The sequence below is a fragment of the Caulobacter sp. SSI4214 genome, assembly GCF_012184455.1.
Lineage (GTDB): Bacteria > Pseudomonadota > Alphaproteobacteria > Caulobacterales > Caulobacteraceae > Caulobacter > Caulobacter vibrioides_E.
Genome location: NZ_SZWJ01000110.1, coordinates 1 through 12,578, shown reverse-complemented (window position 1 = coordinate 12,578; position 12,578 = coordinate 1). Strand labels below are relative to the sequence as shown.

Annotated in this window: 14 protein-coding genes and 1 tRNA gene; 8 read left to right on the top strand and 7 right to left on the bottom strand. The window is 67.4% G+C overall.

Features of this window, described 5'->3' with window-relative positions; all coding sequences use genetic code 11:
- From FCU40_RS20590 to FCU40_RS20580, 3 genes are all read right to left on the bottom strand, one after another.
- Positions 1 to 816, bottom strand: an 816-nt coding sequence (locus FCU40_RS20590; RefSeq protein WP_168077490.1) for a DEAD/DEAH box helicase, incomplete at its 3' end; no start/stop codon positions are given.
- Positions 817 to 1,151: 335 nt separating this feature from the next.
- On the bottom strand, positions 1,152 to 1,778 hold the full coding sequence (locus tag FCU40_RS20585; RefSeq protein WP_168077499.1) for a DsbA family protein: 627 nt from the start codon (positions 1,776 to 1,778) through the stop codon (positions 1,152 to 1,154).
- Positions 1,779 to 1,886: 108 nt separating this feature from the next.
- Positions 1,887 to 3,212 carry a PleD family two-component system response regulator gene (locus FCU40_RS20580; RefSeq protein ID WP_168077488.1) on the bottom strand — a complete coding sequence of 442 codons (1,326 nt, stop codon included), beginning with the start codon at positions 3,210 to 3,212 and terminating at the stop codon, positions 1,887 to 1,889.
- A 291-nt stretch (positions 3,213 to 3,503) separates the two neighbouring features.
- Here FCU40_RS20580 and FCU40_RS20575 point away from each other — a divergent pair, with 291 nt between their 5' ends.
- Both FCU40_RS20575 and FCU40_RS20570 read left to right on the top strand, forming a co-directional pair.
- Positions 3,504 to 4,631 carry a CaiB/BaiF CoA-transferase family protein gene (locus tag FCU40_RS20575; protein ID WP_168077497.1) on the top strand — a complete coding sequence of 376 codons (1,128 nt, stop codon included), beginning with the start codon at positions 3,504 to 3,506 and terminating at the stop codon, positions 4,629 to 4,631.
- A 138-nt stretch (positions 4,632 to 4,769) separates the two neighbouring features.
- Positions 4,770 to 5,756 carry a YihY/virulence factor BrkB family protein gene (locus tag FCU40_RS20570; RefSeq protein WP_168077494.1) on the top strand — a complete coding sequence of 329 codons (987 nt, stop codon included), beginning with the start codon at positions 4,770 to 4,772 and terminating at the stop codon, positions 5,754 to 5,756.
- Here FCU40_RS20570 and FCU40_RS20565 read toward each other — a convergent pair.
- The 4 genes from FCU40_RS20565 to FCU40_RS20550 all read right to left on the bottom strand — a co-directional run bounded on the left by FCU40_RS20565 (position 5,725) and on the right by FCU40_RS20550 (position 7,723).
- Positions 5,725 to 5,958, bottom strand: coding sequence for a sulfurtransferase TusA family protein (locus FCU40_RS20565; protein ID WP_168077486.1), 234 nt, complete (start codon positions 5,956 to 5,958; stop codon positions 5,725 to 5,727). The genes FCU40_RS20570 and FCU40_RS20565 overlap by 32 nt on opposite strands.
- On the bottom strand, positions 5,951 to 6,673 hold the full coding sequence (locus tag FCU40_RS20560) for a pseudouridine synthase (RefSeq protein WP_168077492.1): 723 nt from the start codon (positions 6,671 to 6,673) through the stop codon (positions 5,951 to 5,953). The genes FCU40_RS20565 and FCU40_RS20560 overlap by 8 nt, the downstream gene beginning before the upstream one ends.
- Before the next feature lie 14 nt (positions 6,674 to 6,687).
- Positions 6,688 to 7,596 carry a class I SAM-dependent methyltransferase gene (locus FCU40_RS20555; protein WP_168077484.1) on the bottom strand — a complete coding sequence of 303 codons (909 nt, stop codon included), beginning with the start codon at positions 7,594 to 7,596 and terminating at the stop codon, positions 6,688 to 6,690.
- Positions 7,597 to 7,633: 37 nt separating this feature from the next.
- A tRNA-Ser gene (locus tag FCU40_RS20550) sits at positions 7,634 to 7,723 on the bottom strand.
- Positions 7,724 to 7,827: 104 nt separating this feature from the next.
- Between FCU40_RS20550 and FCU40_RS20545 the strand changes: the two genes are divergently transcribed.
- The 6 genes from FCU40_RS20545 (at position 7,828) to FCU40_RS20520 (ending at position 12,468) form a co-directional block, all read left to right on the top strand.
- Positions 7,828 to 8,832, top strand: a complete 1,005-nt coding sequence (locus FCU40_RS20545) for a septal ring lytic transglycosylase RlpA family protein (protein ID WP_168077481.1) — start codon at positions 7,828 to 7,830, stop codon at positions 8,830 to 8,832.
- Between the two features lie 40 nt (positions 8,833 to 8,872).
- Positions 8,873 to 9,880 carry a DNA polymerase III subunit delta' gene (locus FCU40_RS20540; protein WP_168077479.1) on the top strand — a complete coding sequence of 336 codons (1,008 nt, stop codon included), beginning with the start codon at positions 8,873 to 8,875 and terminating at the stop codon, positions 9,878 to 9,880.
- The gene (locus tag FCU40_RS20535) at positions 9,877 to 10,665 is read left to right on the top strand and encodes a TatD family hydrolase (RefSeq protein WP_168077477.1); all 789 of its coding nucleotides are present in this window, start codon (positions 9,877 to 9,879) and stop codon (positions 10,663 to 10,665) included. Before FCU40_RS20540 ends, FCU40_RS20535 begins: the two co-directional genes overlap by 4 nt.
- Positions 10,662 to 11,468: an MBL fold metallo-hydrolase gene (locus tag FCU40_RS20530; protein ID WP_168077475.1), complete on the top strand. Its 807-nt coding sequence runs from the start codon at positions 10,662 to 10,664 to the stop codon at positions 11,466 to 11,468. The genes FCU40_RS20535 and FCU40_RS20530 overlap by 4 nt, the downstream gene beginning before the upstream one ends.
- A 56-nt stretch (positions 11,469 to 11,524) precedes the next feature.
- Positions 11,525 to 12,118: a hypothetical protein gene (locus tag FCU40_RS20525; protein WP_168077474.1), complete on the top strand. Its 594-nt coding sequence runs from the start codon at positions 11,525 to 11,527 to the stop codon at positions 12,116 to 12,118.
- Positions 12,119 to 12,261: 143 nt separating this feature from the next.
- Positions 12,262 to 12,468 (top strand): hypothetical protein, encoded by a 207-nt coding sequence (locus FCU40_RS20520; RefSeq protein WP_004615356.1) that lies wholly within the window; start codon positions 12,262 to 12,264, stop codon positions 12,466 to 12,468.
- The last annotated feature ends 110 nt before the right edge of the window (positions 12,469 to 12,578 follow it).

The following is a 12,578-nucleotide window of genomic DNA, read 5'->3' as shown; positions in this document are numbered from 1 at the left end:
GCCGACGACCGCGAAGCCGCGCTCGCGCAGCTTGCCGTGCAGCGAGCGGACGCTTTCACGGGTGTTGGCGAACACCAGGGCGCCGGGGGCTTCGAAGAAGCGAAGCAGGTTGACGACAGCGTGCTCAACCTCGTTCGGGGCCACGCGCACGGCGCGGTACTCGATGTCGCGGTGCGGCTCGTCGCGAGCGATGGTGTCGATCCGCAGGGCGTCGTTTTGGTAACGCTTGGCCAGCTCGACGATGTCGCGGGCCAGGGTGGCCGAGAACAGCAGGGTCCGGCGCTCGGGCGGGGCGGCGTCGAGGATGAATTCCAGGTCCTCGCGGAAGCCCATGTCCAGCATCTCGTCGGCCTCGTCGAGCACGGCGACCTTCAGCTTGGAGAGGTCGAGGTGGCCGCGCTCGATGTGGTCGCGCAAGCGGCCCGGCGTGCCGACGACGATGTGGGCTCCGTAGTTCAGCGCGCGCTGCTCGCGCCGGGCGTCCATGCCGCCGACGCAGTTGATCACGGCGGCCTTGGCCTCGGCGTAGAGCCAGGCCAGCTCGCGATTGACCTGCATGGCCAGTTCCCGGGTCGGGGCGATCACCAGGGCCAGCGGCTCGGCGGCCTGGCCGAAGGTCTCGGCATCGCCCAGCAGGGTCGGGGCGGCGGCGAGGCCGAAGGCGACGGTCTTGCCCGAGCCGGTCTGGGCGCTGACTAGGAGGTCGCGATCAGCGGCGTCGGCGGCCAACACGGCGGCCTGGACGGGGGTGGGCTCGGCGTAACCCTGAGCGGCGAGAGCCCGCTCAAGAGCGGGGTGGGAAGCGGGGAAGGGCATCTAGGTCCAGTTCATCTGCGGCCGCGCACACAAACACGCGCGGCTCGCGCCAATGACCAAATCGGGCCCCTCTTGAAGCCTTGAACGCTTCCCTCGGACCGCTTCTTGGTCGAATTCCAACGAAAATAGCCCCCTCCGCGACGGAAGGGGGCCAACGAAAGACCTTATGCGCTTGTTGCGGCGCAAAAAGCAAGAGCCGAGGCGGAAGGCGAACGCCCCGAGCCTAGAACGTGAGGCTGAAAGTGGGAACCGGTTTCAGCTCATCTCACGCTCTAAATATTTGATTTAGAGCCTTTTTGACGCCTGAAATCGATTCCGATTTCAGGCTAAAGGCTCTAGGCGGCCAGGGCTTGGTCGATCGCCTCGACGATCCGTTCCGGCGTTTCTGCGCCGACCACGGCGACCTTGCCGGCGAAGATGGCGAAAGGCACGCCGGTGATCCCGCCCTGAACCGCCATGCCGTGCTCGCGCGCCACCGCCTCCTTGTCCGCGCCTTCGGAGAGCAGTTGCAGCACCACCAGACGCTCCATCCCGGCCGCTTCGGCGATGTCGGCCAGCACCATCGGGTCGCCGATATCGAGGCCTTGCTCGAAATAGCCCTTGAACAGCGCCTCCACGACCTGGTCCTGCGCGCCCGCCGTCAGGGCCCAGCGGATCAGGCGATGGGCGGCGTTGGTGTTGGGCGCGATCTCGATGGCCTCGAAGTCGAAGGCGATGCCTTCCTCGGCGCCGCCCTCGACCAGAGCCGCGTGGACGGCCTTCAGCTTGTCGGGATCCTTGAACTTGTTCGCCATGTAGGCCTTGCGATCGACGCCCTCCTCGGGAAGCGTCGGATCCAGCTGATAGGGACGCCAGATCAGCTGAGCCTGAACGGTCGGGCGCAGGGCCAGCGCCGATTTCAGGCGTCGCCAGCCCAGATAGCACCAGGGGCAGACGACGTCGGCCACCACGTCAATGGTCATGGTCTGGCTCAAGGCGCGCTCCTCTGGAAATCTTGTCCGCTACAGGACAGGTTTCATATAGGGGCTGCCCCTAGGGCGCCCAAGCGTTGCTTGCGTCGGCGCGGAGAGTCAGCCGACGTCGCGCTTCAGGGCGCTGGCGGCGGCGCGTTCCAAAGCCTTCACCGCCCCCTCGCCACGCTCGACCTCGGCCACGCCGATGTCGAACTCGCAGACGAAGGGCGCCCGATCCTCGCCCGCGTCAAAGGCCGTGCAGCCGATGACGGCGGCGATTCGCTCGGCCGCGGCGCGGGCGGCGTTCAGATTGGTCGCCGGCAGGGCCAGGGCGAAGACCTCCGTGGCAAGGCGCGCGGCGGTGTCCTCGACACGCACCAGGCGGCCAACCATCGAGCCGATCTGCGGAATGGCGCGGTCCAGCCATCCGTTCTGGCGCGCCCAGACCGTCTCGGGTTTGTCGGCGATACGCAGGACGCAGATCGACAGCGGCCTTGCTCGCTCGGCCGCCGCCCGAGCGAGCCGCGCCAGGTGGGCGGCGAAGAGGTCGCGGGTGAAGAGGCCCGTCGCCGCGTCCATCAGTCCGGAGCTTCGGGCCTTTTCCAAGGCGCCTCGGATCGCCTCGCCACGCCGGAAGTTGCGGGCCAGCTCGATGATCCGCGTCGCCGTATCGATCTCGGGCGTATCGGGCGAGGCGACGTCGGAGACGCCGCGATGGAAGGCCTCGGACATGGTCACATAGCTTTCGGCCTTCAGATAGAGCAGGGCCGGGATATGGAAGAGCCGCGTGTTGCGGCGCATCCCCGCCGCGATCGACAGCGCTTCTTGCTGGCTGTCGCCGGCCCATAGAACGACCGCGTCGAAGGGGCGCTCATGCAGATAATCGAACGCGGTATAGGCGGTGAACGCCCCGATCACCTCCGCGCCGCTATTTTGCAGGGCGTTGGAGAGGGCCAGGAACTGCGGCGCGGGCTCGCCGACCGCCAGGACGCGGTAGCGCTCGTCCGGCGTTTCGGGGAGATCCAGACGACGGCCGCGTTCGCCGAACGTCTCCAGGCGCAGTTCGAACTCTTCCTCGGCGATGGCGGTGCGCACGAGGGTTTCCAGGCGCAGCGCGGCCTGGGAGGGATGCAGCGGCGGCGACAGGGTCAGGTCGAACGCCTGGTTGCGATAGTCGCCGTCCGGCTCGCCGATGGCGATGACCGGCAGGCGGCGCGGCGCGACGGCGGCCTTCAGGCGCCGAGCCAGGGTCTGGGTTTCGGGCCCCGCGGTCGCGAGGTCGACGATGACGGCTTCGATCGGAAGATCGCCCAGCGCCGCCAGAGCGGCATAGGGACCGCGCGCGGTGATCGTGCGCCAGCCCAACCGGTCTAGCCCCTCGGCCAGCGGTCCCGCGCGAACATCGTCGCGCGCCACGATCAGGATCCGGGCGTCAACCGCCAAAACCAACCTCCGCCCGAACTCTGGCTTCGCCGATCCCGCAGAGCCGGCAAGGGCTCGTGCTTCAGGAGCGAAGCTCGGTGACGGACCGCCATCAAGCTCTGGAGGCCGCCGAGATTCGACGCCTCAACATAGCAGAGGCGTTGCGTGGTCAAAGGTGCGCAACGTCGCGGGGCGGGGCGAATTCGGCGCCGTTTCCTTCGGGGGTTGCCTGACCGAACGTCATCGCCGCTCTACTGACGCGGCTACGGTCAGAGAACCGCCCCGAAAAGGGGAAGAATGGGAGATCGCGTCATGGGCCAGGGGCCGCTTTCGGGACTGAAGATCGTCGAGTTCGCTGGCATCGGCCCGGGGCCCTTCTGCGGCATGTTGCTGTCCGACCTCGGCGCCGACGTGGTCCGAATCGACCGTAAGGGGCAGGGGCGCGGATCGCCGGCCGACGTCACCGCGCGCGGGCGGCGATCGGTGGCGCTGGATCTGAAGAATCCCGCCGCGATCGAGACCTGCCTGAAGCTGCTGGAACAGGCAGACGGCCTGATCGAGGGCTTCCGTCCCGGCGTCATGGAGCGGCTGGGCCTCGGGCCGGACGTTGCATTGGCCCGTAATCCCAAGCTGGTCTATGGGCGCATGACCGGCTGGGGACAGACCGGGCCCTACGCCAAGGCCGCCGGCCACGACATGAACTACATTGCCATCACCGGCGCCCTGGCGGCGATCGGCACGACCGACAAGCCCGTGCCTCCGCTGAACCTGGTCGGCGACTTCGGGGGCGGGGCGCTCTATCTGGCGTTTGGCCTGCTGGCTGGCGTGATCCATGCGCGTCAGACGGGGCGGGGGCAGGTGATCGACTGCGCCATGAGCGACGGCGCGGCCTCGCTGATGGCCATGTTCTACGGCTTCAAGGCGGGCGGCATGTGGACCGAGGCGCGACGCGCCAACATGCTGGATGGCGGGGCGCATTTCTACGACACCTACGAATGCGCAGACGGCAAATGGATCTCGATCGGCTCGATCGAGCCGCAGTTCTACCTGCTGCTGCTGGAGAAGACGGGAATCACCGACCCGCAATTCCAGCATCAGATGAGTCGAGAGGAATGGCCGGAGCTGCGCGAAAAGCTGGCGGCGGTCATCAAGCGGAAGAGTCGCGACGAATGGTGCGCGATCATGGACGCCACCGACGTCTGTTTCGCGCCGGTCCTGACAATGGACGAGGCGCCAAAGCACCCCCACAATGCCGCCCGGGCGACCTTCGTCGAGGTGGATGGGGTCATGCAGCCGGCGCCGGCGCCGCGCTTTTCGGCCACGCCCGGGGCGATCCAGGGACCGCCGCCGCCGATCGGCGGACATAACGATGAAGCGCTCGCCGATTGGGGCTTTTCCGCGGAACAGGTCGCCAGCTTGAAGGCGTCCGGCGCGCTCTGAGATCATTCAGGCTGGGTTCAGGTGGCGGATCCTAGTTTTCGAACGTCAGCCGGGCGTCGCGCCATCCGTCCCTCGATGCGGCGTTCGGTTTCGGGCAAGGCCCGCGGAGACGCGCCGTCTGTTCCGGGCGGCGCGTCTTTGACTCTGGAAGGCGGCGCCGCCATGGTCCGCCCGATGCAAAATCGGCACCCTATTCGTTGGCGTGACCTGGACCTTGATCCCATTCACTGGGTCCAGGAAGTTCTTCGCGTTCTTGGCCTCGCCCTGTCGCGTCTGTGGGGACGCGACGTGATGCTCTATGTCGGTGGGACCTCGTTCTTCGCTTTGCTGGCCGTGTTTCCGGGTTTGGCCATCCTGATCGGCGCCTATGGCCTCTTGATCACACCTGAAGCCGCGGCGCGGCAGGCCACGCGCCTGGCCGAGCTCGTGCCGCCGGGGGCGCGTCCGATCTTCCATGACGAGCTGAGCCGCCTGGCCCACACGCCCGAACAGGCCCTTTCGCTTCAAAGCGGCGTCGTTCTGCTCGTCGGCGCCTACGCCGCCCATCGGGGCTTCAAGGCGTTGCTGGCGGGGCTGTCCTTCATCCACGACGAAGAGAATCAACGCGGCTTCTTCGGCTTCAACCTGATGGCCTTGCTGGTGCTGATCGCCGCGTTCGGCCTGCTTTTCGTGATGTCCGGCGTGTTTCTGACCCTGCGACTGCTGGGCTCGGCCCTGAATCTCCGGCCGCTGGCGGGGGTTTCCTGGATCCAGTCCGAATGGACCTGGGCCAGCTTCGGCATCGTGGTCGGCATGACCCTCGTCTATCGCTACGCCATGTCGCGCGCGCCCCTGGGCTGGCGGGCCTCGGTGGCGGGCGGCGTGGCGGCGGCCGCGCTCTGCGTCTTCATGTCCTGGGCCAGCGCCTTCTATGTCGAGAAGGTGGTGCACCTAGGCGCGACCTACGGCTCGATCTCGGCCGTCATCATCTTTCTGATCTGGCTCTCCTGGAGCACGAACGCGATCTTCTTCGGCGGAGCCTTGGCCACCGAGGTCGAGATCGCCCTCGACTATCGGCCGACGGCCTTGCTCGGAGGCCCGGCGGCGATCGCGCTTAAGGCGCCTTCCGAATATGAAAACGGATGACGCCGCCTTCGCGGTCGGCGATCTCAAGGACCGCGGCGCCCACCTGGGCGGCGAAGTGCGGCACGTCGATGCGCGCCATGGGATCGGTGGCCAGCAGGAACAGCTCGTCGCCCGGCGCGGCGGCCTCCAGCGCCTTGCGCAGCTTCAGGGTCGGAACCGGACAGTGATGTCCCCGGGCATCGACCGGTGTTGGCTCAGACATTGAACACCGCTTCGGCTTCGGCGGTCGTTAGAATGCGATGCTGGCCGGGCTCGAGATCGGGGGGCAGGCTCAAGCCGCCGATCCGCTCGCGGTGCAGGCCCACCACGTGATTGCCGACGGCCGCGAACATTCTGCGGACCTGATGATATCGGCCCTCGGTGATCGTCAGGCGGGCCGTCCGGGCGTCGACCACATCTAACTTGGCCGGCAGCAGCGGCTTTTCCTCGCCGTCCAGCATAAGGATTCCGGCGGCGAAGACATCGCCCTCCGAGCCCGTCAGCGGCCTGTCCAGCGCGGCCAGATAGGTCTTGGGCACATGGCGCTTGGGCGAGATCACTCGATGCAGAAAATCGCCATCGTCGGTGATCAGGATCAGGCCGCTGGTGTCCTTGTCTAAGCGCCCCACCGTGGAGAGGCCCGGATCGCGCAGCCGCCAGCGGCGCGGCAGCAGATCATAGATCTTTTCACCCTCTTCCTTGTGCGAACAGACCACGCCCAGAGGCTTGTGCATCATAAGCACAAGCGGGGCGGGCGGATCGACCGGAAGGCCGCGGATCGTCATGCGCTGGGGAAGGGTCGCGTCGACGGCGATGCGGGCGCCGGCGTCCTTTAGCGCCTTGCCATCCAGCACGACCTTGCCGGCGGCGACCAGGGCCTGAACGTCCTTGCGGCTGCCATACCCCAGATTGGCCAGCAGCCGATCCAGGCGCGCCATCAGGGCCTTGCCGCTCACTTTCGGGCCTCGAAGACCTTGTAGCCGCCGTCTTCGCCGACCAACCGGACCTTGGCGAAGCTTTCGCCAAGGATCGCCTCATAGGGCAGGTGGCGGTTGGCGACGATCCACAGCGAGCCGCCCTTGCGCAAGGCCTCGGAGGCGGCTCGGATAAAGGCCTGTCCAAGCGCCTTGTCCTCGCCGCCGCCCTCGTGGAACGGGGGGTTGCTGACGATGAAGTCCAAGTCTTTCAGTCCGCCCTGACGGACGTCGCCCCAGACGAGCTCGGCGCGCGGGTCGGTCACGTTGCGACGGGCGACTTCGACGGCGCGCCGGTCCAATTCGACGAGAGTCAGCTTTGTCACCTTGGGCGACGCCAGGACATTCAAGGCCAGGAGGCCGATGCCCGCGCCGAAGTCGGCGCCGACGCCCGCGAACGGCGGCAGGACCTGCAGCAGGGCGTTGGTGCCGGCGTCCAGGCGATCCCAGCTGAACACGCCGGGCTGGGTCCAGAGGCTATTCTCGGCGATGCGTCGCGCCGCGCCCGCCGAGATCGCTTCGTCGAAGCCAGCGATCTCGCTCGGTCGCACGGCGACGCAGATGCGATGGTGCCGGCGCGCGCTCTCGCCGACGACGCAGCCCAGCGCCTCAAGCTCCTTCTTCAGGCGCAGGCCGCCGCGATCCTTGGGCGCGAAGGCGGTCAGGCGTCCTTCCGGCGCGAGGATCCGCAAGGCGTGAGCCAGGACAAAACGCCGCTCCACCGCGCCGGCCGGGGCGCGAACGGTGACGGCCGCGAAGGATTCGTCCGGCAACGACGCGATATCGCTCGATCCTGGAACGAACGGCGAGAGCTGGACCGCGCCCGCCGAGGACGGCGCCAGATCATGATCAGCCTGGCCGTAGAGCGCGGTGCGTATCGCCGACATACTTGTCCTGAAAGGCTTTTTCGCGATTTGAAAAGCTTGGCGGACAGGGTGGGATTCGAACCCACGGTAGGCTTCCACCTACGGCGGTTTTCAAGACCGCTGCCTTAAACCACTCGGCCACCTGTCCGGAGCAGGCGGCTATATCAGCGTGATCCGCCCTTAACCAGACTTCAAAACAAACCAGCGACAGTATGGCGTGGATGGGGCGCGCCCCGGGTCCGTGACGGGCAGATGCACGAAGGTTTGGATCAGATTTGGCGAAACGCGCGCGCCCTTGGCCTTCTGGTCATGGCGGCGATCAGCCTGGCCGCTTGCGCGACGCCCCGCTACGAGACGGGCAAGTCGGGCATGATGGCCTCGGCGATCCACGACACCACGCGGGGCGGCTCGCCCCGTCCGGGTTCGACGATCGGCCGCGACGGCAAGCCTCTGCGCGGCACCGAAAAGCCCTATCAGGTCAACGGCGTCTGGTACTATCCGCGCGAGGACAAGGACTACAACGTCGTCGGGATCGGCTCGTGGTATGGCGAGCAATTCCACAATCGTCGCACGTCCAACGGCGAGCTTTTCGACATGGACGTGCCATCGGCCGCTCACAAGACCCTGCCGCTGCCTTGCCTCGTCGAAGTGACCAACCTCGACAACGGCAAGAAGATGCTCGTCCGGGTCAATGATCGAGGGCCCTTCGTCGACGGCCGCGTCATCGACCTGTCCAAGGCGGCGGCCGAGCAACTGGGCTACCAACGCGCCGGCGTCGCCCATGTCCGGGTTCGCTATGTGGGCCCGGCGCCCAAGGCGGCGTTCGACGCGCCGCGCCGCTACGCCTCGATCCAGCGCGATCCGAACGCGCCGCGCAGCTTCGACGACATCAAGGAGCCGCCGCAGAGGGTGCAGGTCCTGACGCCACGCCGCGAACCTGAGGCCCCGCCGCCGCTGATCGCGGCCGCGCCGCCGGCCGAGTCGTCGGCTCCACCGATCAACCCGCCGGACGCCGCGCCGCCCCCGGTCCGGACTTACCGCATTCAGGCCGCTTCGTTCGCCAACCGCGAGAACGCCGAGAAGGCCGTTCGACAACTCTCGGGGGCCGGACGAACGACGATCGAGGCCATAGAACGTCCGAGCGGCACGCTCTACCGAGTCACCGTCTCGGCCGGACCGGACGAGGGCTCGGCTTCGAGCCTGCGTCAGCGGGTCGAGTCGATGGGCTATTCGGGCGCCACGGTGCTTCGCCCCTAGAGGCTGGACAACACGCCGAAACCGGTCGATGGAGGCCGGGATGCACGCGCCCGCTCACCCTCGCGATGTCTATCGTCTGGACGGCCAGTCCGCCGCCGAGGCGGCGTTCATCGACGCCTTGGAGCGGGGGCGGCTGCACCACGCCTGGCTGCTGACGGGGCCCGAGGGCGTCGGCAAGGCGACCCTGGCCTATAGGATGGCGCGCCGCCTGCTGGGCGCGCGTCCGGACCCAAGTCAGGGACTACTCGGCGCGGCGCCGTCGGACGCCGTCAGCCGTCAGGTCGCCGCGCGCTCACATCCCGACCTGATGGTGCTGGAGCGCCTGACCGACGACGGCAAGGCGCGTAAGTCCATCCCGGTCGACGAAGCCCGCCGCCTGCCCGAATTCTTCGCCACGACGCCGGCCGTCTCGCCCTATCGGGTGGCGATCATCGACGCGGCCGACGATCTCAACGTCAACGCCGCCAACGCCGTGCTGAAGACGCTGGAAGAGCCGCCGCCGCGCGGGGTGATCCTTCTGATCAGCCACGCGCCAGGCAAGTTGCTGCCGACCATTCGTTCGCGATGCCGACGCCTGCCCGTGCCAGCTCCTGGGATCGCCGCCGCCGCCGAGATGGTCGAGCGCATGGCCGATGTCGGCGAGCGGGACGCCGAGCGTCTGGCCCGCATGGCTCACGGCGCGCCAGGCAAGGCGCTGCAGCTGGCCGCCGCCGGCGCCATCGAGATCGACGACGCGGCCAACGAGATCCTGAGGGCCCTGCCCAAGATCGACGAGGGGGCGCTGCTGGCCATGGCCGACACCTTCCGGGGCGCGGACGGCATGGCGCGGTTCGAGCTTCTGATGGACCGCATGGCCGACCAGGTGCGGATCTTCTCCACCCGGGTGGCGGCCGATGGCGCGAATTCACAGGGCTTAGACCGCTGGGCGCAGGCGTGGGAGCGGCTCTCCAGGCTCCCGGGCGAGGTCGAGGCGGTGAACCTTGATCGCGGGGACGCCTTCTGGAGCGTCATCTCGGACTTGCGCGCGGCGGCCAAGGCGGCGATGTGAGCCGTATGCTCATCGACAGCCACGTGAATCTCCACGCCCCTCAGTTCGCCGAGGACAGGGACGCCGTCATCGCCCGAGCCCGCGACGCCGGCGTCGCCCTGATGGTCACCATCTGCGACAAGGTTTCCGCCTTCGAGGCCGTGCACGCGATCGCCATGGCCGGGCCCGACATCTGGTGCACCGTCGGAACGCACCCGCACGAAGCCAAGGAAGATCCTGGCCTGGTCGCCGCGCGTCTGGTCGAGCTGGCCCAGCGCCCGCGCGTGGTCGGCATCGGCGAGTGCGGGCTGGATTTCCACTACGATCTGTCGCCGCGCGACGTGCAGGCCCAGGTGTTCCGCCAGCACTGCGTCGCCGCCCGGCAAAGCGGCTTGCCGCTGGTGGTTCACACCCGTGAAGCCGATGATGTCATGGGCCAGATCCTCGAGGAGGAGCACGCGTCCGGACCCTTCAAGATCCTGATGCATTGCTATACGAGCGGCGCTGAACTGGCCGCCCGCGCGGCCGCCCTTGGCGCCTGGTTCTCGGTCTCGGGCATCGCCACGTTCAAGGCGGCGGAGGAGGTGAGGGCGCTGATCCGCGACATGCCGGCCGATCGCATCATTGTCGAGACGGACTGCCCCTATCTGGCGCCCGTGCCGATGCGCGGCCGGCGTAATGAACCGGCCTATCTGCCGCACATCTACGACAAGCTGGCCGAAATCCGCGGCTGGAGCCGGGCCGATACAGAGGCGCGGACCGAGGACGCGTTCTTCGACCTTTTCGACCGGATCCCCCGACCGTGACCGGGCTTCTGGAGTTCACGATCCTGGGCTCCGGCTCGTCGGGCGGCGTTCCGCGCGCCGATGGCAACTGGGGTGACTGCGACCCGGCCGAACCGCGGAATCACCGCTCTCGCTGCTCGCTGCTGGTGCGCCGGCTTGGCGAGGGCGGTCCGCGTCATCAGACCACCGTCGTGGTCGACACCTCGCCCGACCTGCGCCTGCAGACCGCTCAAGCGGGCGTCCAGCGCGTGGACGCGGCGCTCTACACCCACGACCACGCCGACCAGGCGCATGGGATCGACGATCTGCGGCCGTTCTTCCTGAACCAGCGCGAACGTATCCCGACCTATATGGACCAGGCCACCTGGGACGGCCTGCTGAACCGGTTCTCCTATGTGTTCGAGACGCGGGGCGGTTATCCGGCCATCCTGGATCCGCGCCTGATCCCGCCGTTGGGCGTCGACTTCGCGATCGAAGGACCCAGCGGGGCGATCCCGGTGCACACGTTCGACGTCGATCACGGCGGGGTCCGCGCGGTCGGCTATCGCTTCGGCGGTGTGGCCTATACGCCCGATGTTCGCGCCATTCCCGACGGCAGTTGGGCGGACCTGGAGGATCTGGACGTCTGGATCGTCGACGCCCTGCGCTGGACGCCTCATCCGACCCATGCGCATGTCGATCTGGCGCTGGAGTGGATCGCCAAGGCGAAGCCCCGAAGGGCGATCCTGACCAATCTGCATATCGACCTCGACTATCACGTCTTGTCGGCGCGTCTGCCGTCCGGCGTCGAGGCGGCCTATGATGGAATGCGCTTTATCCTCTGAACCCGAGGCAACTTTCCCGGTCCTCACGGAGTTCTCCGCCTGACTGGAGAACCGCAATGGCCGCGCCGAATATCCATGCCCCCGCCGAGGCCGATCGTCGCGCCGCTGCTTGGAGCATCGCTTTGGCCGGCGTTCCGGTCGCGATCGCGCTGGCGGCCCTGCTGGATCTTCTCGGGCTCGCGGTGGGGAACGTCGTCGCCGATCCGTTCCAGCTGACCCAAGACCGCGTGAATGGGCTGGTGTTCAGCGGCGGCCTCTGGTTCCTGATCGCCAACGTCCTGGCCCTCGAGGTCGGCGTCTGGGTCGCCACGCGAGCGCGGCGGTTTTCCAGTCGTCACCGGGGGGCGTTGCTGGGCCTGACCGTCTGGAGCCTGGCCTTCATGGTCGCCGGGGTTGGAGGGCATCGAGCCGCCGCCGAGACCCTGGCGACGACCAGCGAAGCCACGGCGCTAGCCCTTCAAGGCGACGAGGAGATTTCGCCGCAAGACCTGGAACGCGCCGTGGGCGAGGCGCGGGACGTGGCGAATGAACTGGCCTGGTGGGGCGGAGCCGGGCTGGCGCTTGGCGTCGTCGGCGCTTGTCTGGGGCGAAGAAGTCGTGCGCGCACGACCCTTCCTTGCCCTGCTCTTGAACAGACCTCGGCGGCCTAAGCGACAGCCACCGTCAATTTGGGCGCGATTTTGTCGATCTGTTACAATGGTGAAATAGCCGCGTTCCACACGGTCGTCATAGGAAAGCGATAGTTTACCCACCTGCTTCTCATCCGTGCCCGTTATCCTCGCGTAGATCCTTCATGGCTGAAACCGTCACCGCCTCTCGTGAGATTTTCCAGCGTTTGCGCGCGCGCTTGCCGGCGATCACGCGCGAGCATCTGTTCGATTGCTATGCGATCAGCGAGACAACCTGGACCAAGCTCCGCGACGGCAAGCCGGTGAAGCGCTCGACGCTGGACCGCATCCTGGCCAAGCTTGAGGCGCTCGACGCCCGCGTGGCCGCCTAGAGCCTTTAGCCTGAAGTCGGAATCGATTTCACGCGTCAAAAAAACCTCTAAATCATATGTTTAGAGCGTTGGGCTGAAGCCGGTTGCCACTTTCAGCCTAACGCTCTAGA